Source organism: Agrobacterium sp. El2ro-1b (assembly GCF_048298475.1).
Classification (GTDB): Bacteria; Pseudomonadota; Alphaproteobacteria; order Rhizobiales; family Rhizobiaceae; genus Agrobacterium; species Agrobacterium fabrum.
In genome coordinates this window covers 1,553,785-1,574,736 of sequence record NZ_CP103459.1, presented here as the reverse complement: position 1 = coordinate 1,574,736, position 20,952 = coordinate 1,553,785, and the positions used below count along the sequence as shown (strand labels likewise).

At 59.8% G+C, this 20,952-nt stretch carries 21 protein-coding genes and 1 tRNA gene; 8 read left to right on the top strand and 14 right to left on the bottom strand.

The features are described 5' to 3' along the window. The first annotated feature begins 179 nt into the window (after positions 1–179). Positions 180–932, top strand: a complete 753-nt coding sequence (gene ubiG / locus NYR50_RS21340; protein WP_174009990.1) for a bifunctional 2-polyprenyl-6-hydroxyphenol methylase/3-demethylubiquinol 3-O-methyltransferase UbiG — start codon at positions 180–182, stop codon at positions 930–932. Between the two features lie 84 nt (positions 933–1,016). Here ubiG and NYR50_RS21335 read toward each other — a convergent pair whose 3' ends face one another. Genes NYR50_RS21335 through NYR50_RS21320 form a run of 4 tightly spaced genes read right to left on the bottom strand, consistent with a single transcriptional unit; the run spans position 1,017 to position 3,432 of the window. Beyond that, positions 1,017–1,445 (bottom strand): DUF1178 family protein, encoded by a 429-nt coding sequence (locus NYR50_RS21335; protein ID WP_174009991.1) that lies wholly within the window; start codon positions 1,443–1,445, stop codon positions 1,017–1,019. Next, entirely contained in the window at positions 1,442–2,302 is an 861-nt protein-coding gene (locus NYR50_RS21330; protein WP_174009992.1) for a carbon-nitrogen hydrolase family protein, read from the bottom strand. Before NYR50_RS21330 ends, NYR50_RS21335 begins: the two co-directional genes overlap by 4 nt. 23 nt (positions 2,303–2,325) lie before the next feature. After that, positions 2,326–2,580, bottom strand: coding sequence for a glutaredoxin 3 (gene grxC / locus NYR50_RS21325; RefSeq protein ID WP_162688067.1), 255 nt, complete (start codon positions 2,578–2,580; stop codon positions 2,326–2,328). Between the two features lie 60 nt (positions 2,581–2,640). Further along, complete coding sequence (locus NYR50_RS21320; RefSeq protein ID WP_174009993.1) at positions 2,641–3,432, bottom strand: ComF family protein; 792 nt, start codon at positions 3,430–3,432, stop codon at positions 2,641–2,643. 142 nt (positions 3,433–3,574) lie between these two features. Here NYR50_RS21320 and NYR50_RS21315 point away from each other — a divergent pair, with 142 nt between their 5' ends. After that, on the top strand, positions 3,575–4,456 hold the full coding sequence (locus tag NYR50_RS21315; RefSeq protein ID WP_418138284.1) for a methyltransferase domain-containing protein: 882 nt from the start codon (positions 3,575–3,577) through the stop codon (positions 4,454–4,456). 17 nt (positions 4,457–4,473) lie between these two features. On the opposite strand, the gene NYR50_RS21310 is transcribed toward NYR50_RS21315, so the two are convergent. The 6 genes from NYR50_RS21310 to NYR50_RS21285 form a co-directional block, all read right to left on the bottom strand. Then, positions 4,474–4,665 (bottom strand): Flp family type IVb pilin, encoded by a 192-nt coding sequence (locus NYR50_RS21310; RefSeq protein WP_174010407.1) that lies wholly within the window; start codon positions 4,663–4,665, stop codon positions 4,474–4,476. 95 nt (positions 4,666–4,760) lie between these two features. Then, on the bottom strand, positions 4,761–5,075 hold the full coding sequence (locus tag NYR50_RS21305) for a hypothetical protein (RefSeq protein ID WP_006315743.1): 315 nt from the start codon (positions 5,073–5,075) through the stop codon (positions 4,761–4,763). Positions 5,076–5,248: 173 nt separating this feature from the next. Continuing rightward, on the bottom strand, positions 5,249–5,662 hold the full coding sequence (gene mutT, locus NYR50_RS21300; protein WP_174009994.1) for an 8-oxo-dGTP diphosphatase MutT: 414 nt from the start codon (positions 5,660–5,662) through the stop codon (positions 5,249–5,251). Then, positions 5,659–6,435 carry a GNAT family N-acetyltransferase gene (locus NYR50_RS21295; RefSeq protein WP_174009995.1) on the bottom strand — a complete coding sequence of 259 codons (777 nt, stop codon included), beginning with the start codon at positions 6,433–6,435 and terminating at the stop codon, positions 5,659–5,661. The genes mutT and NYR50_RS21295 overlap by 4 nt, the downstream gene beginning before the upstream one ends. Before the next feature lie 18 nt (positions 6,436–6,453). Beyond that, the gene (argJ, locus tag NYR50_RS21290; protein ID WP_174009996.1) at positions 6,454–7,695 is read right to left on the bottom strand and encodes a bifunctional glutamate N-acetyltransferase/amino-acid acetyltransferase ArgJ; all 1,242 of its coding nucleotides are present in this window, start codon (positions 7,693–7,695) and stop codon (positions 6,454–6,456) included. Between the two features lie 92 nt (positions 7,696–7,787). After that, positions 7,788–8,654 (bottom strand): peptidylprolyl isomerase, encoded by an 867-nt coding sequence (locus NYR50_RS21285; RefSeq protein ID WP_174009997.1) that lies wholly within the window; start codon positions 8,652–8,654, stop codon positions 7,788–7,790. A 242-nt stretch (positions 8,655–8,896) separates the two neighbouring features. On the opposite strand from NYR50_RS21285, the gene secA reads away from it, so the two are divergent. From secA to NYR50_RS21260, 5 genes are all read left to right on the top strand, one after another. Beyond that, entirely contained in the window at positions 8,897–11,605 is a 2,709-nt protein-coding gene (secA, locus tag NYR50_RS21280) for a preprotein translocase subunit SecA (RefSeq protein WP_418138026.1), read from the top strand. Between the two features lie 149 nt (positions 11,606–11,754). Then, complete coding sequence (locus NYR50_RS21275; protein ID WP_006315723.1) at positions 11,755–12,648, top strand: DMT family transporter; 894 nt, start codon at positions 11,755–11,757, stop codon at positions 12,646–12,648. Between the two features lie 80 nt (positions 12,649–12,728). Then, positions 12,729–13,931 carry a glucans biosynthesis protein MdoC gene (mdoC, locus tag NYR50_RS21270; protein WP_418138025.1) on the top strand — a complete coding sequence of 401 codons (1,203 nt, stop codon included), beginning with the start codon at positions 12,729–12,731 and terminating at the stop codon, positions 13,929–13,931. 56 nt (positions 13,932–13,987) lie between these two features. Beyond that, on the top strand, positions 13,988–15,403 hold the full coding sequence (uppV, locus tag NYR50_RS21265) for a Wzx-type polysaccharide biosynthesis protein UppV (RefSeq protein ID WP_174010000.1): 1,416 nt from the start codon (positions 13,988–13,990) through the stop codon (positions 15,401–15,403). 8 nt (positions 15,404–15,411) lie between these two features. Next, a complete protein-coding gene (locus tag NYR50_RS21260) occupies positions 15,412–16,683 on the top strand; it encodes a GNAT family N-acetyltransferase (protein ID WP_174010001.1) in 1,272 nt (423 codons plus the stop codon). Between the two features lie 53 nt (positions 16,684–16,736). Here NYR50_RS21260 and uppQ read toward each other — a convergent pair whose 3' ends face one another. Next, positions 16,737–17,399 carry a polysaccharide biosynthesis GNAT family N-acetyltransferase UppQ gene (uppQ, locus tag NYR50_RS21255; RefSeq protein WP_174010002.1) on the bottom strand — a complete coding sequence of 221 codons (663 nt, stop codon included), beginning with the start codon at positions 17,397–17,399 and terminating at the stop codon, positions 16,737–16,739. Positions 17,400–17,755: 356 nt separating this feature from the next. On the opposite strand from uppQ, the gene NYR50_RS21250 reads away from it, so the two are divergent. Then, positions 17,756–17,840: transfer RNA gene (locus tag NYR50_RS21250), tRNA-Leu, on the top strand. Positions 17,841–17,901: 61 nt separating this feature from the next. Here NYR50_RS21250 and NYR50_RS21245 read toward each other — a convergent pair. Genes NYR50_RS21245 through uxuA form a run of 3 tightly spaced genes read right to left on the bottom strand, consistent with a single transcriptional unit; the run spans position 17,902 to position 20,949 of the window. Then, positions 17,902–18,744, bottom strand: coding sequence for an amidohydrolase family protein (locus tag NYR50_RS21245; protein ID WP_174010003.1), 843 nt, complete (start codon positions 18,742–18,744; stop codon positions 17,902–17,904). A gap of 25 nt (positions 18,745–18,769) precedes the next feature. Then, complete coding sequence (locus tag NYR50_RS21240; RefSeq protein WP_174010004.1) at positions 18,770–19,759, bottom strand: aldo/keto reductase; 990 nt, start codon at positions 19,757–19,759, stop codon at positions 18,770–18,772. After that, positions 19,756–20,949, bottom strand: coding sequence for a mannonate dehydratase (gene uxuA, locus NYR50_RS21235; protein ID WP_174010005.1), 1,194 nt, complete (start codon positions 20,947–20,949; stop codon positions 19,756–19,758). Before uxuA ends, NYR50_RS21240 begins: the two co-directional genes overlap by 4 nt. Positions 20,950–20,952 lie beyond the last annotated feature (3 nt).

The window sequence follows — 20,952 nt, the reverse complement described above, 5'->3', positions numbered from 1 at the left end:
CTGCCACGATCGGAAAATACGCGCTCCTCCATGAACGCAGCATGAAACAAATAAGGTGTCCCATCAGTTCCATCTGCGGCAATGCGCGCCCCGACAATTTGCCCGCGCAATAGCCCGCTGGTCTTGACTTCGGGGGTCAATCATCCGACTTCAGTGCAACGGCAATATGGAGCAGAACCATGAGCGAGACCGCACAGACGACCGTCGACCAGAGCGAAGTGGATCGTTTCTCCGCAATGGCTGCGGAATGGTGGAGCCCGACAGGAAAGTTCCGCCCGCTGCACAAGTTCAATCCGGTTCGGCTGGAATATATCCGCAACCGCGTCTGCGAGAATTTTGGCCGCGACCCGAAGGCGCATCGCCCGCTGGAAGGGCTGCGCGTGCTGGATATCGGCTGCGGCGGCGGCCTTCTGTCCGAACCCGTGGCACGCATGGGTGCCACCGTGGTGGGCGCCGATCCCTCGGAGAAGAATATCGGCATCGCCTCCACCCATGCGCGGGAAAGCGGCGTCAGCGTCGATTACCGCGCCGTGACCGCGGAACAGTTGCAGGAGGCGGGCGAGACTTTCGACGTCATCCTCAACATGGAGGTGGTGGAGCATGTGGCCAATGTCGATTTCTTCGTCACCACCTGCGCGAAAATGGTGCGCCCCGGTGGGCTGATGTTCGCCGCCACTATCAACCGCACGCTGAAGGCCCGGGCGCTGGCAATCTTCGCCGCCGAAAACGTGCTGCGCTGGCTACCGCGCGGCACGCACCAGTATGAGAAGCTGGTCCGCCCGGAAGAACTGGAGCGGCCGATGGTGGCGAGCGGCATGGATATCATCCATCGCACCGGCGTGTTCTACAACGTGCTGCAGGATCGGTGGAATCTCTCGCCGGACATGGAAGTCAATTATATGATGCTGGCGAAACGCCCGGCGGCTGCGTGAAACAATCCACCTGCTTTCATGGCCGGCATAGGGCCGGCTATCTCGTGAAGGGTATTAGGTGCATCAATATCGGGCTGAATAAACTCAATTGACGTCGTCAGGCAGCGCCGGCAGCGGCGCGATCTCTATGCCCTCGTCTAGTAGTGCCTCAACGTCCTGCATGGAGGCATTTCCGATGATGCCGCGCTCATCCGCCTCACCATAATGAATCTTGCGGGCTTCCTCAGGAAATTTGTCGCCAACGTCTTCGGCATTCGCACGAATATTGGCGACGGCTTCCCGGATTTTCGCAATCGCCTCTTTCCTGGCGGAATCCATCGCAAGCGTCTGGCGTTCATCCCTCTTGCGGGCAGTGGAAACCGAAGGCGCCATCAAGAGCTTGGAGACCTGCACGGAATTGCAGACCGGGCAGGACAAAAAACCGCGCTGCAACTGATTGTCGAAATCGTCGCTACCGGCAAACCAGCCTTCGAACTCATGACCCTTTTCACAGGCCAGCGCATAACGGATCACGCCGCCTCACCTCCGGCAGGTTTAAGGGGAATGACGGTGTCCAGCCCGAACTCGCGGGCATTGCGCAGATTGGGAATTTTGCCGCGCGCAGCCGCAACCAGCGACGTGTCGATCTCGGCAAAAATGATCTCTTCCCCCGCACCGCCGGCCATGGCCTGTACCTTGCCCCAGGGGTCGATGATGATGGAATGGCCGAAGGTCTCGCGACCGTCCTCATGCACGCCGGCCTGCGCGGCGGCGATGACGAAAGCACCGTTTTCGATAGCGCGGGCACGCAGCAGGATTTCCCAATGGGCTTCCCCCGTCTGGCGTGTGAAGGCCGCCGGAACCGTCAGAACCTCGGCACCAGCTAGCGCTTCGGCCCGGAAAAGTTGGGGAAACCTGACGTCATAACAAATCGCAAACCCGAATTTCGCCAACGGAAGATCGGCGATACGCGCCACTTCACCGGGTTGGTAAGCGGCACTTTCACGCCAGCTTTCGCCATTGTCGAGATCGACATCGAACATGTGGATCTTGTCGTAGCTGCAGATGCGCGAACCATCCGGCGCGAAGAGAAAACCGCGATTGGCGATTTTGCCATCCGGACGGGCAATGGCCGTGGAGCCGACATGGACGTGAATGCCGAGTTCGCGTGCCAGCCGTGCGGCTGACGCTACGATGATGTCGCCATCGTCATCACGCAGCTGGGCACGAAGTGCCTGCCTGTCCTTCTGGATTGCGCCCGTCATTTCCGGGGTCTGTACATAAACAGCCCCTTCCGCCGCGGCGGCGCGCACCAGCCGTTCCATATCGGCGGCGTTCCTTACCGGATCGACACCGGAGCGCATCTGGATGGCGGCAGCCTTGAAACTCATCACGTCCTCCAAAAACCTGCTAATCAGGCAGCCAGCATGGCATCCAGCTTGCCGGCACGTTCCAGCGCATGCAGGTCGTCACAACCGCCGACATGCTGGCCATTGATGAAGATTTGCGGAAAGGTCGTGCCGCCGGATTTCTCGATCATTTCCTGCCGGTATTCCGGCGTCGTGGTGGCGTTATATTCGGCGTAATCGACGCCCTTCATGTCCAGCAACGCCTTGGCGCGCGCACAATAACCACAAAAATCCCGCGTATAGATCGTCACCGGTGCCATGTTCTTCAGAGCCTCGCAAACGTGCGGCAAAACGCACGATAAAGTCACGTCGTTCAGACTTCATATAGGGCCGGAAATGGCCATTGCAAAGGTCAAAACTGTCACATCCACGGCACCCGCCTTGCGCAGGGCGCGGCTTGCCGCCCCCACCGTCGCGCCTGTCGTATAGACGTCATCCACCAGCACCACGCGCTTGCCGAAAATATCGGCCTCCCGGCCGGGCGCGAGGGAAAACGCACCCCGCACATTATCCCGACGGGCAAGCGCGGAAAGCCCCACCTGCCGCTCGGTCGGCTTCACGCGCAGCAGCGTACCGGCGAGCAGAGGTTTGCCGGCAGCCTTGGCAAGATGCCGGGCCAACTCGGCGGACTGGTTGAAACGGCGGCGCAGGAAGCGGCGGCGATGCAGCGGAACCGGCACGATGCAATCGCAGGATTCAACCGTCCCGTCACTTGCCCGCAGCATCCACAGCGCCATCAACCGGGCGAGATCGGTGCGATCCTGATATTTCAACCGGTGGACCAGCTTGCGGGCCGTGCCCTCATGGCTGGCGACGCTACGCAGGCGATCAAATGGCGGCGGATCGGCGATTGCCCGCCCGCTGACAACACCTTCTCCATGGTCCCGCGCGAAGGGAATGCCCAGAACCTCGCAGAAAGGGCGATCGATAAAGCCGACATCCCTCCAGCAATCGGGGCATAACGCCCCTTCGCCACCGGTCATGCGATTGCAGCCAGCGCAGGTGGGCGGATAGACGAGGCGGAAGAACGAACGCGCCACCTCGCGTGCCGCGGAAGGCACGACGGCGGACTTCGACAGCAATCCCGAAAACAGATCGTCACCAGCACCCATGAGGTTGACTTTAGCGCCGAACGGGTGCCTTTGCGAGAGCGATACGCTCCGGCGCGACACCGGAAATGATGCCCGAAGCGGCATGACAGCAACGATACGGCCCGCCGATCCAGAAGGCGTTGAAGGCCAAGCAGGCAAGACGATGGATATTCTCTTTGACCAGACCCTGATCGAACAAAACCGCCGCCGGGCGTGGACCCGGCGTGACGACAAGGCCCTGTTTCTTCTCGACATGGCAGCCGAAGAGCTGGCCGGCAGGCTTGCCATCGTCGAGCGCAAGTTCGAGACGGCCATCGAACTGCACGGCGGAACGGGCGTCACGGCCCGCCGGCTGGCCGAGACGGGAAAAGTAGACAACATTCGCCGCGTCGAAACCGAAAGCGTATTCGCGACGGACGGAAACATTCCCGAGATGGCGTCGATGGAGCATCTGCCGCTTGCGGAAGCCTCCGCCAATCTCATCGTTTCGCCGCTTGCCCTGCACCTCACCAACGACACCCCCGGTGCGCTGATCCAGATCCGGCGGGCATTGAAGCCCGACGGCCTGTTTCTCGGCGCCATTCCCGGCAGCGGCACCCTGCATGAGTTGCGCGACGTCTTGCTGACGGCGGAAGCGGAGCTGACCGGAGGTGCAAGCCCACGCGTCATTCCCTTTGCCGATGTGCGGGATGTCGGTGCGCTCCTGCAACGTGCCGGTTTTGCGCTTCCCGTCACCGACGCAGAGACCTACACGGTGCGTTACGATTCAATTTTCCCGCTGATGCGCGACCTGCGCGCCATGGGCATGGCCAACCCGCTGGCAAGCAGAAGCCGAAAGCCGCTCAACCGCGCCTTTTTTGTGCGGGCGGCGGAACTCTATGCCGAGCGCTATTCCGATCCCGATGGGCGGATAAGGGCGACATTTTCCATCATCTATGTATCAGGTTGGGCACCGCATGAGAGCCAGCAAAAGCCCCTGAAGCCCGGCTCCGCCAAGATGCGCCTTGCTGACGCCTTGAAGACAACAGAAGTAAAACTGTCCTGAATGATCGGCGCGAGCTTTCAACCCTTGGGAAAAGCGTCGACGATGAACTGAAACACGGCATTGATACCGCTGCTGATGTTGCCGAGGCCGGCGATGAGCGCTGCGGAAATTATCCCTGCGATCAGGCCATATTCAACCGCTGTAGCGCCGTTTTCATTTTTGCAAAAATTGATAAAAAAATGCAGCACAGGATATTCCCCATCCACCATCCGGTGCGTTTCGACAACCGGCACACGCCCTGTTGAAATTCAGCACCATCCTAGGTCGGCGACATGAGGAATCCGTTACCGTTGATGGTAAATGATCAGCAACCGCCCTCGTTGCTGTAACCCGTGACCACGCAGGGCATCTCCGGCATCGGCTGGGTGACACTGCGGCGGATGGAATAGGTCTTGCCCACATCGGTCTTCTTGATGGAGCCGGTGCTGATCATGTCGTAATTGTCGGGGAACTGCGCCACGCGCGTGGGAGATTTTCCGGCAAGCATGGGGGTAATGATCAGCGAGAGCGCGATGACCGCCGTGCCGAACAACAGCGCCACATTGAGTACGCCGGTGCGACGGGATTTGTTGGAATACGAATGACGACCTTCCACCGTCTTCCAGAAATCCTCGTTCATGACCAACCTCGTCTCGCGCAGTTTACCGCTTCTTTAGCTTAACAATCTGCCAGAGGGTGCTGAACGATCTCTTAACGAAGCCCCGTTTTGGCACGGCAAAGCAGTGAACAGAGGGCGTTTTCACGAAGCTGTGACGGGATAAGGCAGAGGGGGCCTCAGAGGCCGCTCGATCCTTACAGCAAATCCTGAAGGAAGGGGATGAGCGGCTCATCGGCCGGCGGCATGGGATAACCACGCAGCGCCTGGGGTTTGACCCACTTCAGCGCCTGTCCTTCCCGGCCATGGGCGATGCCTTCATAACGGCGGCACACGTAAAGCGGCATCAGAAGGTGAAAGGTCTCGTAGGTATGGCTGGCAAATGTCAGCGGTGCGAGACAGGCGACCTTGGTTTTGACGCCCAGCTCCTCGTCCAGTTCACGGACAAGGGTTTCTTCCGGTGTTTCGCCCTGCTCCACCTTGCCGCCGGGAAATTCCCACAGCCCCGCAAGCGACTTGCCTTCCGGCCGCTGCGCCAGAAGAATGCGTCCATCCTGATCGAGAAGCGCGCAGGCGGCGACCAGCAGGATTTTTTTGCCCGCCTCACTCATTCGCCGGTGCCCTTCTGCCAGTAGCGATAACGATAAGCCTCGGAGAAGCCGAATTTTTCATAAAGCGCGATCGCCGGCGCATTGGTGGAAATCACCTGCAGCCAAGCGGTTTTAGCGCCGCTAATTCTGGCCCAGCGCAGTGCCGACGACAGAAGCTGCGTACCGAGACCCTTTTTACGCTGCGACTTTTCGACATCGAGCGAGATGACGCCGGCAAGATCGTTATCCTGCACGCAAATCATGGTGGCGAGCGGGTTGCCCTCTACCTCCTCGTTGATGAAGAGGCCGAGCGTCGGCTTGATGGAACTGACGATTTCCGCGATTGCCGGGCGCAGCGCCGGATCGCCATCGCTGACCTTGATGCTCGCTTCGACAAAACGACCGATATCATGGCTGGGCAGGCTGACCAGCGTTTCCGGCAGCTCCATGCTGGCGAGATCGGCCGTCATGACCAGCACCTCTTCGAAGACGGACCAGCCATCGCCAATCAGAAAATCCACGAGTTGCGGCGGCATCAGCGTCGTTTCGCGCACCACCAGCGGCCGGCCGAAATCCTCGAAACGCTTGCGCGCCTTTTCCAGTCGCACCGCGCAGTTGCCGTAATCGGAAGGATCGAGCGGCACCACGCAATTGATACGCTTGGAGGGATGCGAACCCGTGAGGCGGATTTGCCAGCTGCCATCATAAATCACCGACGAGGCCGGCCATGCCCGGAAGCTGACGGCTTCCAGACGGCGAACCAGCGGCAGATTAACGGCTTTGTTGTCCTGCATTCTCTTCGGCTCCAACGGTCAGCTCCGGTAGTCGCCGTTGATCGCAACATATTCCTTGGTCAGATCGCAGGTCCAGACCGTGGCCGTACCCTCACCGAGACCAATATCCACCTTCACCGTGATATCTTCCAGCCGCATCACGGCTGTGGTCTCCGCCTCCGAATAGTCAGGATCGCGCTCACCATTCACGGCCACGCGCACGCCGCCAAACCAGATGGCCAGGCGGTCACGGTCAGCCATTTCGCCTGATTTACCGACAGCCATGACGACGCGGCCCCAATTGGCATCTTCACCTGCAACGGCGGTCTTCACCAGCGGCGAATTGGCGATGGAAAGGGCAATCTTCTTGGCAGCGGCATCGTTCTCCGCACCTGTCACGGTGACTTCCACCATCTTTCGCGCGCCTTCGCCGTCGCGAACCACCTGCAGCGCCAAATCCTTCAGGAGATCGTTGAGCGCGGCGCGGAAGGAGGACAGGCGCTCGTCATCGGCGCTCGTCACCTTCGCCTGACCGTCTTCTGCCGCCGCACCCGTGGCAAACAGCATCAGCGTGTCCGACGTGGACGTGTCGCTATCGACCGTCACGGAATTGAAGGTCGGGCCGACACCGGCGGACAGCAGGGATTGCAGGGCGGCGGGCTCAATGTCGGCATCCGTCACCACGAAGGAGAGCATCGTCGCCATATCGGGCGCGATCATGCCGGCGCCCTTGGAAATACCATTGATCGTGACGATCACGCCGCCGATCTCGGCGGTCCGGGTCGAAACCTTGGGATAGGTATCGGTCGTCATGATCGCCTTGGCGGCTTCCTGCCAGAAATCGGCTTCCGCCCTGACATTCATATCACCGAGAACACCGGCAAATTTCGAGGCGTCCAGCGGCTCGCCGATCACGCCAGTTGACGCCAGGAATACTTCGCCTTCGGAGCAGCCGACGGCAGCGGCGGCGGATTTCGCCGTCAGTTCGGTCGCAGCCTTGCCCTTGACGCCCGTAAACGCATTGGCATTGCCGGAATTGACCACCACGGCACGCGCCGCGCCGCCACCGAGATTGGCGCGGCAGAAATCAACCGGAGCCGAGGGGCATTTCGATTTGGTGAAGACGCCGGCCACACTTGCCGGCTTGTCGAACACCATCAAGAGAACGTCGGTGCGGTTCTTGTACTTGATGCCGGCAGCAGCCGTCGCCATGCGAACCCCGCGCAGCGCGGGCATGTCGGGATAGGATTTGGGAGCGAGCGGGGAAACGGCAACGGACATGGGAAGCGCCTGAAATTCTGGAAAGGGAGGGTCTGGGAAAGCCTGAGATGAAACGGGGCGGCCTCAAAGCCGCCCCGTAACATTGGTATTTATTACTGCTGCGGCGGCTGAGCCTGCTGTTCCTTCGTGGCTTCGTCGTAGCCCTTCTTCAGCGTCTCATCCATGATTTCGATCTTCTGCTCAGCCTTTGCCTTCTCGATGAGGGCAACGTATTTGTCGCGCATGACAAGCTGACGAACCTGAGGCTCGACCTGCTCGAAAGCCGGCGGCGGGGCGATGCGCTTGTCTTCCAGCTTGATGACGTGGAAGCCGAACTGCGTCTTCACAGGGGTCTTGGTGTAGGCGCCCTTTTCGAGGCCGAAAGCGGCTTCTTCGAATTCCGGCACCATGCGGCCCTTGCCGAACCAGCCGAGATCGCCGCCGTCATCCTTGTTGGAATCGGTCGACTTTTCCTTGGCGAGCGCTGCGAAATCCTTGCCCGAATCAAGCTGCTTGATGATGTCCTTGGCTTCGTCCTCGCTGGCGACGAGGATGTGGGCAGCCTTGATTTCCTCTTCCTGCGGCAGGGCTGCGACTTCCTTGTCGTAGCGGGCCTTCACTTCGTCATTGGTGACGGCATCGACCACATGCTTGCGGAAGTAAGCGTTGTGCAGCTCACGATCCTTGATGAATTCCATGCGCTTCTTGAAATCTTCAGTCTTTTCCAGACCTTCCGCGTCGGCATTCTTCACGAGAAGCTTGACGTCGATCGCGCCGGACAAGGCTGCGACCTTCTTCTGCTCGTCGGGAAGCTGCGCGAGCTGCGGATCGAGGTTGCCCATGGCCAGATCGAGTTCGGACTGGTGAATCTCCAGATCGCCAACCTTGGCAACGACCTTGTCTTCCTGTGCAAAAGCCGGAAGCTGGAGGCCGAGCGTGGCCACAATCACCGCAGCCGCAATTTTATTATAGCGCAACATTTTGAACCTTTCGGGGACAATGCCGGCTCCAGACATGGTTTCCGGCTCTGAAAAAACTTCCAAACACCTGATTGTGGCCATTCTGTAACGGGCAGAACCGTTGACATCATTTGCCCCCCCTCTTATCTGTCACGCAACCTCGCGTCCAGATACGTTGAAGGGCGAAGTCCGTCATTTGTGCTGAAATCAGCGTGACGGAGAAAAGCGCCCGGCAAAACGGAATTTCAGAAAGGGCCAGTAAGATGGTCAGTCTCGGCGGAATAGCCCGCAAGTTGTTCGGTTCGGCAAATGAACGCCGCGTCCGCTCCTATAAAAGCAAGATCGCAGCCATCAATGCGCTGGAAGAAGCCACCAAGGCACTTTCCGACGAAGCGCTGGCGGCCAAGACCGCGGAATTCCGCCAACAGCTTGCCGACGGCAAGACGCTGGACGATCTGCTGATCCCGGCCTTCGCCGTCGCTCGCGAGGCATCGCGCCGCGTTCTGCACATGCGCCCCTTCGACGTGCAGCTGACCGGCGCCATGATTCTGCATGGCGGCGCCATTGCCGAAATGAAGACCGGTGAGGGCAAGACGCTGGTGGCGACCCTTGCGGTCTACCTCAACGCACTCGCCGGCAAGGGCGTGCATGTCGTCACCGTCAACGACTATCTCGCCAAGCGCGACGCCGCCACGATGAGCAAGCTCTACGGCTTCCTCGGGCTGACGACCGGCGTCATCGTCCACGGTTTGGACGACGACCAGCGCCGCGAGGCCTATGCCTGCGACATCACCTACGCGACGAATAACGAACTCGGCTTCGATTATCTGCGCGATAACATGAAATACGATCGCGCCCAGATGGTGCAGCGCGGCCACAACTACGCGATCGTCGACGAAGTCGACTCGATCCTCGTCGATGAAGCGCGCACGCCGCTTATCATCTCCGGCCCACTGGACGACCGTTCCGACCTCTACAACACAATCGACGCCTTCATCCCGCTTCTGTCGCCGGAAGATTACGAAATCGATGAGAAGCAGCGCTCGGCCAACTTCTCCGAGGACGGCACCGAGAAGCTCGAAAACCTGCTGCGTCAGGCAGGTCTGCTGAAGGGCGAATCGCTTTACGACATCGAAAATGTCGCCATCGTTCACCACATCAACAATGCGCTGAAGGCCCACAAGCTTTTCACCCGCGACAAGGACTACATCGTCCGTAACGACGAAATCGTCATCATCGACGAATTCACCGGCCGCATGATGCCGGGCCGCCGTTATTCCGAAGGTCAGCACCAGGCTCTGGAAGCCAAGGAAAAGGTGCAGATCCAGCCGGAAAACCAAACACTCTCCTCCGTCACCTTCCAGAACTATTTCCGCATGTATGGAAAGCTGGCCGGCATGACCGGTACGGCGTCGACGGAAGCCGAAGAATTTGGCAACATCTACGCCCTCGACGTCATCGAAGTGCCGACCAACCTGCCGATCCAGCGTATCGACGAGGACGACGAGGTCTACCGCACCGGCGAAGAGAAGTTCCTTGCCATCATAACCGAGATCAAGGCGGCGCATGAACGCAACCAGCCGGTTCTCGTCGGCACGACCTCCATCGAAAAGTCCGAACTTCTGGCCCATATGCTGCGCCAGTCCGGCTTTACCGATTTCCAGGTTCTGAACGCGCGTTATCACGAGCAGGAAGCCTATATCGTTTCGCAGGCCGGCGTTCCCGGCGCCGTCACCATCGCCACCAACATGGCTGGCCGCGGCACCGACATCCAGCTCGGCGGCAACGTCGACATGCGCCTCGAGCGCGAACTGGAAGGCATGGAACCGGGGCCGGAGCTTGATGCCAAGGAAGCGGCTATCCGCGCCGAGATCAAGGTGCTGAAGGAAAAGGCGCTCGCCGCCGGCGGTCTCTACGTTATCGCCACCGAACGCCACGAAAGCCGCCGTATCGACAACCAGCTGCGCGGCCGTTCGGGCCGTCAGGGCGACCCGGGCCGCTCGAAATTCTACCTGTCGCTTCAGGATGATCTGATGCGCATCTTCGGCTCCGAGCGCATGGACTCGATGCTCCAGAAGCTCGGCCTGAAGGACGGCGAAGCCATCGTCCATCCGTGGATCAACAAGGCGCTGGAACGCGCCCAGAAGAAGGTCGAAGCCCGCAACTTCGAGACCCGCAAGAACCTTCTGAAATATGACGACGTCTTGAACGACCAGCGCAAGGTCATCTTCGATCAGCGTCTCGAGCTGATGGAAGCCGACAATATTGGTGAAACCGCCGCCGACATGCGCCACGAGGTCATCGAAGCGCTCGTCACCAAGCATATTCCTGAAAATGCCTATGCCGAACAGTGGGATATCGCCGGCCTGAAAGCTGGTATCGCGCAGTTCCTGAACCTCGACCTGCCGGTGGAGGAATGGGCAAAGGAAGAAGGCATCGCCGAGGACGATATTCTCCAGCGCGTCACCGAAGCGGCCGACACATACGCCGCCGAGCGCGCCGAACGTTTCGGCCCCGAGATCATGACCTATGTGGAACGCTCGGTCATTCTCCAGACGATCGACCATCTGTGGCGCGAACATATCGTCAATCTCGACCATCTGCGCTCTGTCGTCGGTTTCCGCGGTTACGCCCAGCGCGATCCGCTGCAGGAATACAAGGCGGAAGCCTTCGAACTGTTCCAGGCGCTGCTCACCAATCTGCGCGAGGCGGTTACTGCCCAGCTGATGCGCGTGGAACTGGTGCAACAGGAACCGCAGCAGCCTGAGCTTCCGGAAATGACCGCCCATCACCTCGACCCCGTCACCGGCGAAGACGAGATGGCGCAGGGCGTGCCTGCCGCTTTCGTGCCTGCCGAGGAGCGCGATCCGAATAACCCCGCCACCTGGGGCCGTATCGGGCGCAATGAAATGTGCCCCTGCGGCTCCGGCAAGAAATACAAGCACTGCCACGGCGTTTACGAGCAGGCGTAAAAAGTCAGGGCTTTCTGCCAGAAATCGGTCGCCCGTAACCTGCGTTACGGGCGATTTTGTTTGCGCCGGATCGTTGCCGCCAGCCGGGGTGTTGACTGGTATCGGCACTTTCCATATGGGAGCCGGATCATCTTGCGGAAACTGCTTTCATGGCCCCTCGCGATCTTGCCGCCTATATTTTTCTCGCGATTACGTGGGGCGTGTCTTTCCTGCTGCTTCTCCATGTCGTCGCAGCCTTCGGCTGGATTGGCGCAGTCACGCTTCGCTCGCTCATAACCGCTGTCGCCCTTTATCTCATTGCGCGGGCGGCCCGCCGGAAGCTGGCATTTTCCGCCAGCTGGCGCGCTTTCGCAATCGTCGGCGCAACGACGGTCGCCGGGCAACTGATCGGCCTTTCCTACGCGACGCCTCAGATCGGCACCGCGATGGCAGCCATATTGGTGGCGACCATTCCGCTTTTCTCGATGCTCATCTCGCAGATATGGGGTCTGGAACGCCTGACGCGGCAGGGCATTGCCGGTCTCGTCATCGGCTTTGCCGGTATCGTTCTGCTTGTCGGTTTTCCCGCTGTTCCCGTCACTTCAGGCTTTATCATCGGCTGTGCTGCCGCTGTCGCCGCCTGCATCTGTGCGGCCTATGGCAGCAATTTTGCCAGCCTGCACCTCAAAGGGGTTGGATCCTGGGAAATCACCATCGGTTCCTTCCTAACAGGCGGCCTGATGACCCTGCCGCTTCTTTTCGCGGTGCCCCTGCCCGGAACGCCTGATCTCGTTGACTACGGTTATCTTCTGATACAGGCGGTCGTCATGAGCGGCCTGACCTACATCACCTATTTCAAGCTCGTCTCCTCGATCGGCGCAACGAAGGCGATCAGCGTGGAATTTGCCGTCACCGTCGTGGCCGTGCTTGTCGGCGCCCTGGTGCTCGATGAACCCCTGTCGCTTCCCCAGCTTTTCGGCGCCGGCATCATCATTTTCGGCTGCGCGCTGGTGCTCGACCTTCTGCCCAAGAAAAAGGCGCCGCCTACCCCTTCGGGCGCGTGAAGGGTTTATTAGCGTTTTCCACCAATAGTCGTGTTGGTCGTCACGGAGCACGCGGGATCGCGTTTCGGCGCGGGGGAAAAATGCAACCGGGCAAGTCAGACTATGAGCATTACTGGGACTCCCTCAGGGCTCTCCTGATGATGCTCGGCATTCCCTATCACGCCTCCCTGCTCTACAGCCATGTCTTGCCCTGGGACATCAAGGATTTCGAGACCAGCCCGCTTCTGAGCGCATTAGGTGCTGCGCTCGTCACCTTCCGCATGCCGACATTCTTCCTGGTGGCGGGGTATTTTTCCACCATGGTCATCGGCAAGAAGGGCAAGATGCGCTGGCTGAGGCAGCGTTTCCTGCGCCTCGGCGTGCCCTTCATCGTGGCCGTGCTTCTGCTCGGGCCATTGCAACTGTTCCTGCTGCAACTGGCCGGCGTCGCCAAAGGCGATATTCCCGCTGACCGTCTGCTTGAGAGCCTGCCCAGCTTGCTGCGCCCGAGCGAACAGTGGATCATGCATCTGTGGTTCCTGCCGGCCCTCATTGCCTATTCGGTCCTGCTGGCAGCCCTTCTGTTCTTGGCGGAACACCCGCCATTTACCCAGATCAAAAACGGGTTCGAAAGCTTGCAGCAGCGGCACGCCACCCTGTTCTTCGCGGCACTCTGCGCCCTCCCGGTCCTGTGGGAGTTGATGGTCTATGGTTCCGGACTGCTTGCGGCACGGAGTGGAAGCAGGCTTTTCCTTCTTTATGAGCGTGCTTCCGACCCGTATGCGCGCTACCTGCCCTTCTTCCTGATCGGCACCCTGCTGCATTGCAATCGCGCTCTTTTTCACCAATTCCGTCAGACGGGTTTTCCCACCGTTGTCATCGCTGCGGGCGCTATTGGTGCGGCGGTGACATTGCGCCTTCAACATCCGTTTTCGACTTCGGCACTTTTGGTGCTTGTTTCCGCAATTGCGGCGGTGGCGGCAAGCCGTCTGTTGATCGACCTCGCCTGCCGCTATTTCGACAGGCCAAGCCCGCTTGCGAGACGCATGACGGATGCGTCCTTCACCATTTACCTGTTTCATCATCCGCTGATTTACATCTTTGGAATCCTCTTCATCCTGATCGCGCTGCCGCCGGTCCTGGAATTCGCGATCATCGTCGCAGCCACCACGGCAACGGCCTATTTGCTGCATCAGGCGATACGCCGGAGCCCGCTTGCACTTTTCCTGTTCAACGGTATTCGCAGGCCACGCGAGTTGGATGATATCGGCACACAGGCTGGTGCCTCCCAAACCCTTCGTTAAGGATAAGCGCTTACAGTCGAACTGCCTATTCAACTGGAAATGATGGCGTGTGGATCATGGCTATCCTCAACACGGCGGAAAAAGCCTTACCCGCAAGCCTGCGCGCAAAGCTTGCGCCGCTGGGGGCGAAAGTCGCCGTCCTTCTTTCCGGAAGAGATGAGGTTTCGCGCGCACAACGCATGGCGCTCGTCGCCTTTGCAGTGCGCATCGTCAGCGCCGGCATCGCCTTCATTTCCCAGATCATCCTTGCCCGCCTGATGGGCGAATTCGAATATGGCCTCTTCGCCTTTGTCTGGGTTCTGGTGATCCTGTTCGGGAACCTTTCCTGTCTCGGTTTCCATACGACCGTGATCCGTTTTTTACCCGGCTACCGTCTAGAGGAAGCCCATGACAAGATCATGGGGCTGACGTCGACGGCACGCGTCTTCGCGATGCTTGCAGCCAGCGCGCTTGCAATTTTCGGTTTTGTTTTCCTGTATTTCTTCGGCGAGCGCATCGCTTCCTATTATCTCATTCCCGTTGCGCTGGCGCTTTTCACCCTGCCGATGGTGGCGTTGGGCGATGTGCTGAACGGCACCGCGCGCGCCAATGGCTGGGCCGTCTCCGCGCTCAGCCCCACCTATATCGTCCGCCCGGTGCTGATCCTGCTGTTCATGCTGACGGCGATCCGTTTCGGCGCGGAAAAAACAGCAACCACCGCCATGCTCATGGCCCTTCTGGCCACCTATGTCACCACGCTCTTCCACTTCGCCTTTATGAACCGCCGGCTCAACCGGCATTTCCGCAGCACAGCCCGCAAGGTTCATTTCCGTCACTGGATAAGGTTCGCCTTCCCGATGTTCCTCATCGACGGCATCGGTTTCCTGATGACCAATTCCGACGTGGTGATTGTCGGCCTTTACCTGCCACCCGATCAGGTCGGCATCTATTTTGCGGCGGCAAAAACCATCGTGCTGATGCAATTCGTGTTTTTCTCCGTGCAGGCGGCCGCCGCGCCACGTCTTGCCGCCCTGATGTCGGCCAATGATCGTCAGGGGCTTGCGGGTTTTGCCGGCCAGGCCGCTCGCTGGGCCTTCTGGCCATCGCTCGCCGTCGGCAGCGTGGTGCTTCTGGCAGGTCCGTTCCTGCTGTCGCTGTTCGGCCCGGGCTTCGTCCAGGGTTACCAGCTGATGTTCTTCCTGTTTGCCGGTTTCCTCGCCAAAGCGATGATCGGCCCGGGAGAAACGCTGTTGAATATGGCCGGCAAACAAAAACTTTGCGTTGTGCTTTATATTATTATCTTTGGTTGCAACATTGCACTCAACATGGCGCTCATTCCGGTCTATGGTCTGGCAGGGGCCGCGGCAGCGGTGGCGATAGCCATGTGCATAGAAGCTGTGTTATTGCATATTGCCATTCGCCGCACACTCGGGATCGTCCTTTTTGCTTTCAACGATCCCCGGGCAGGTCAAGACACTGGGAAGGCGGTATAACAACAAGCATGTCCAGCGATCCAAAGAATCCGGATTTTCAGGACCCGCGCATCGCGGCGCTATTGGCGTCTGCGGAGCGTGACCGTCCAGCGGCAGACAGCAGCCGGCGCGTGGGACGCGACGGCCGGGAATTCTGCATCTATCCGGGTCAACTCGGTTACGACATGCAGGAAGAACTCGACTTCCTGTCCAATCGTGTCATGGAGGCGAATGTCTTCTTCACCGGGCGGCTTCTTGCGCCCGCCATGCCACGTATCGAAGACAAGTCCGTGCGCTTCGCCCTCATTCGCGACGAGAACGGCGCCAGAAGCCGTATGCGCTTCCTGATGCCCTTTACCGTGGAAAAGCCGGGTTTTTCCATGGGTCCGTCCATCATTCGCGTCTGGGCCAATCCATTCGGGCCGCTCGGCACACCGCTGGTCGATACCGAAGGGGCAGCCGAAACCCTCGACAATCTTTTCGACGCCCTTTCCGACCGGAACATGCGTCTGCCGAATGTTCTTGTCCTGCCGGATGTACGGCTGGAAGGGCCGTTTGCGCGCATGTTCAGGGCGATTGCGCTCAGCCGCAACCTGCCGGTGACGATGACGGGCAATTATCAACGGCCGATGCTGGAAAGTCTCCTTGATGGCAAGGCCTATCTGCGCAACACCCTTGCACCACACCATCTGCGCGAAATGAGCAGGCAGTGGCGCCAGCTCGAAAAACTCGGGTCCCTCTCCTACAGCGTGACCCGCCAGCCGAAGGATGTGCGCTACCGCATGGAGGAATTTCTGGCGCTGGAAGCGAGTGGCTGGAAGGGCCGCAAACGCACCGCGCTGGTCAACGACCGGTATCGAGCTGCCTTCGCCCGCGAGGCCATCACCAATCTGGCCGAAGCAGATGCCGTTCGTATCCACACCATCGATCTCAATGGCAGCGCCATCGCATCCATGGTGGTCTTCATCACCGCCGGCGAAGCCTATACGTGGAAAACCGCCTTCGACGAAAACTATTCGCAATATTCACCCGGCAAGCTGCTGGTGCAAAAACTGACCGACTGGCATCTGGACGACGCCAATATTCTGCGCAGCGACAGTTGCGCCGTGCCCGATCATCCGATCATGAGCCGCTTCTGGCAGGAACGGCAGGAAATGGGCACTCTGGTCGTCGGCCTGACCCACAACAGCGACCGCGACGTGCGGCAGGTTTCCACGCAGGTGGACATGTACCGCAATACCCGCAACCTCGCCCGCAGCCTGCGGCAGAAGATCCTGTCCTTCGGACGCAAAGGCAACTAATCCGAAGGACGCCGGGGGCGCCCTTCGGATATGTTCGGCAAATGAGGCCGGCTTCAGCGCGAGGCCGTCCGGATCATCTTGCACAATTGCGTCAGGGCCGCATCGTATCCGCCACCCAGAATATCGACACAGCGGCGAGCGAGCTTGATCTGCTCCGTACGCGACATGTCGTTGTAGGACTGGATGACCTGACGCATGGCGCGAGGCGTCATCGGCCGGCCGGGATTGTTCGGATTTCCGATGTTGCCCGGATTTCCAGGATTTCCCGGGTTACCCGGATTGCCAGGGTTACCGGGCGAACCCGAGCCACCAATGCCCAGTCCAACATCAACACCGAGCCCGCGTGATCCGCCGACATTGGCTCCGACATTGGCATTGATGCCGTTGGAGCCGCCAACAGACGCATTCACGCCAGCATTGACGCCGCTCGAACCGCCGACGGATGCGTTTGCACCCGCATTGACCCCATTGCTGCCGCCAACGGAAGCACCAACGTCGGCACCCAAGCCGCCGCCGCTGCGCCCACCGACATCGGCACTTGCATTAACCCCGCCACTGCCGCCAACGGAAGCGCCGACGCCGAGACCGCCGCTGCCATTACCACCCACGCTAGCATTTACCCCGTTCTCTCCACCGATCCCGATATCCAGTGCGTGGGCATTGACCGGCAGGATAAGACAGGCAGACAGTAACAAATTGCGAGAAAGAGCCCTCATAATTTCCTCCCTATGAGTTGGCTACTCCCGCCCCGCGTGGAAAACTCCACCTCGGCATTATAGTTTCAATTAGCAATTGCGTATATACTAATTTATTAGAGATATCTAAAATTATCCGAATGATTCAATCATAGGTGTATCGTTTTGAAACAGTTGCGGCCAATCGAATTGCCTGCGCCGCGGCAATTATGCCGATTTTTTTCAAAATAACGGCCCGGGATTTTGCCCTGCCTTACAGCGTGTGGACATCCCGTTCGCAAGGCAAATTTCCCGCTTTTGGGCTTGCACGCACGGTCTCGCCCGTGATAGACGCCGTGGCATTGCCTCAGTGAACTGAAACACAATCGGCAGCGAATGCGGGTGTGGTGGAATTGGTAGACGCGCCGGACTCAAAATCCGGTTCCGCAAGGAGTGTCGGTTCGACCCCGACCACCCGCACCACCTCTGATAATTTGCGCGACATCATCGGCATGAACGAGACCCTATCCGGTTGAGGATCATCCTATGTCGCCAGATAAAATCGTCTGGCGTTGCCATGGCCGATCGATGCCTGCTCATCCGGGGAAAGCGTCGACAGAAGCTCTCTCGTCATGGCGATCCATTCCGGCAGGCCCGAGCCGAGATCGACCACCGGCCAGTCACCGCCCCAGACCATTCTTGCCGGGCCGAACAGGTTCAATACGGTTTCCACATAAGGCCTTACGCTTTCCAGCGTCGCTTGCCCCGGCGCACAATAGGCGGTGACACCGGAGAGCTTGACGGAAAGATTGGGCAAGCTGGCCAGATCGGCCATGCGCTCGCTCCAGGCGGGGAAATCGTTTCCGACGATGTCAGGCGTGCCGCAATGGTCGAGCATGAAGCGGACGTCGGGGCAGGCCCGGACAAGTTCGGCGGCAATGGCGAGCTGGCGCGAATGAAAACACAGATCGACCGGCCATCCGGCCTTGCCGATGTTGCGCACGTTTCGCCGGTAATTTTCCACACGGCTGGTATCGTCGGGCATGACCTGGAGGATACGCCGGAAGCCGACCACTTTGAGGTGGCGGCACTCCTCCAGCCAGGCGTCGAAGCCCTGGTTCGTTTCCGGCCGGCAGCTGGCGATCTGGCCGAACATCGGCAAGGTGCCTTCCCCTACCATTCCGGCGACAAGCCGGGCTTCCGCCCGATAATCACCGTCATCGACCCCGGTTTCCATGAAGATCGTGCCGATGACACCGCTGCCCTCGACAAGGGTTGCATAATCCGCCCGGGTGAAGCTTCCCGCAAGGCTCGGCTCGCCGCGCGTCCAGGCGTAACCGAGTTTGCCCCGCAAGATCAGATGCTGGTGAGTATCAATCAGGTCCATGGCGTCCTCCTCCATGTCGTGTCGGTCATTCTTCAAGCGCGAGCGTGTCAAAACCCGCCCAGGCGGCGTCCGGCACCGCAGTTTCGAAAATGGATAGATTGCGCCGGAGACTGTCCGGTTTCGCCGTGCCGATCAGCACGCTGGCGACATCGGCGTTTTGCAGCGGAAAATGCATAGCGGCGGCCGCGAGCGCGACGCCATGGCCGGCGGCGTGGGTCTCCATGGCGCGCACCCGCTCCATGACTTCAGGTGCAGCCTCAGCGTAATTGAAGGTCGCGCCTGGCCTTGCGCCAGTTGCAAGAATGCCCGAGTTGAAGACACCGCCGATGATGAGCGAGGTGCCGGTTTCCGCGCAACGGCCAAGCAGCCGCGCTGCAGCCGAACGGTCAAGCAGCGTATAACGGCCTGCCAGAAGGATGCAGTCGATTTCGTCTATCTCCATGAGGTTCAGGCAGGCCGGAACCTCATTCACGCCAAGGCCGAATGCGCCGATCAGGCCTTTAGCCTTCAACTCGTGCAGCGCCTCGATACCGCTTTCGGTGAATATCCCGAAATGATGGCGATAGGCTTCCTCTCCAAGCGTGGCCGCCTCAAGATCGTGGACATAGAGAATATCCACGGAACCGAGACCAAGCCGGGCAAGGCTCTGCTCATACGAGCGCATGATGCCATCATAGCTGTAGTCGTATTCCGCCACGAAAGGCAGCGCATCGACAAAACCATAATCCGGTGTGACGCCGTCTTCCGCCGCTTTCAGGATCCGCCCTACCTTGGTGGACAGCACGAATGCATCGCTTGGTTTCCCCTGAAGAAAATCGCCGACGCGTCGTTCGGAAAGGCCCTGCCCGTAATAGGGTGCTGTATCGAAATAGCGGATACCGGCGTCCCAGGCGGCTTGCAACGTCGCCATCGCATCCTCGCGGCTGACGCTGCGATAGAGATTGCCGATACCGGCAGCGCCGAAGGAAAGCTCACTCAGCGACAGTGCCGTGCGTCCGAGTTTGCGGGTTTTCATGCGGCCCCCTCCTCTCGGCGAAGCTGGCGCTCGACGGTACGGATGACACCACGAAGTTCGCCGAGACCCTTCATGCGGCCGATATAGGAATAGCCGGGGTTGGTCTTTTTGGTGATGTCGTCACCCAGCAGATGGCCGTGGTCCGGCCGCATCGGAATATTGGTCCGGCGTCCGGCCTTGGCTGCGGCCTGCTCTTCGCGCAACAGAGCCTCTATGACGCCGATCATGTCCGTTCCGCCATCCAGATGATCGTCCTCGAAGAAGGAACCATCCGCCTCGACGGTGACATTTCGCAGATGGGCGAAATTGATGCGGGATGCGAATTCCTGTGCCATCGCCACAAGATCGTTGTCGCTGCGGGCACCGTAGGAGCCGGTGCAAAGGGTGATGCCGTTGTTGGGGCTTTCAACGGCCGACAGGATGGCGCGAATATCCGAAGGCGTCGAGACCACGCGCGGCAGGCCAAACAGAGAGAATGGCGGATCGTCCGGATGGATGCCCATAAGCACGCCCACTTCTTCAGCGACGGGCACGACCTCCCGCAGAAAGGCGAGAAGATTGCCCTGCATGGTCGCGCTGTCGATGCCATCGAACGAAGCGATCAGCGCAGCGATGGACTCTCGCGTCTGCACCAATGCGCCGCCCGGAAGGCCGGCGATGATGTTACGCTCCAGAAGCGACTGCTCCTCTTCGCTCATCTTCGCGAAACGGGCTTCAGCCTGCGCCACCAGCGAGGGCTCATAATTTTCCGCCGCACGGGCACGCTTCAGGATGAAGACGTCATAAGCGACGAAATCCGCCATTTCGAAGCGCAGTGCCAATCCGGTATTGCGGGATTGCCAGCGCAGGTTCGTGCGCGTCCAGTCCACGACAGGCATGAAATTGTAGCAGACGACGGGAACACCCGCGCGGCCGAGGCGGGCGAGCGTATCCTTCCAGCGCGCAATCGCTTTCGGGGCATCGGCGTCGCCGCGCTTAACGGACTGTTCCATCGGAATGGATTCGCAGACGCTCCATTCCAGACCGGCCGCTTCGATCATCGCCTTGCGTTTGGCGATCTCTTCCGCCGGCCACGCCGTGCCGTCGGGGATCTGGTGCAGCGCTGTCACAACGCCGCTGGCGCCCGTCTGCCGCACATGCTCAAGGGTGATCGGGTCCGATTCTCCGAACCAGCGCCAGGTTTCCTTCATAGT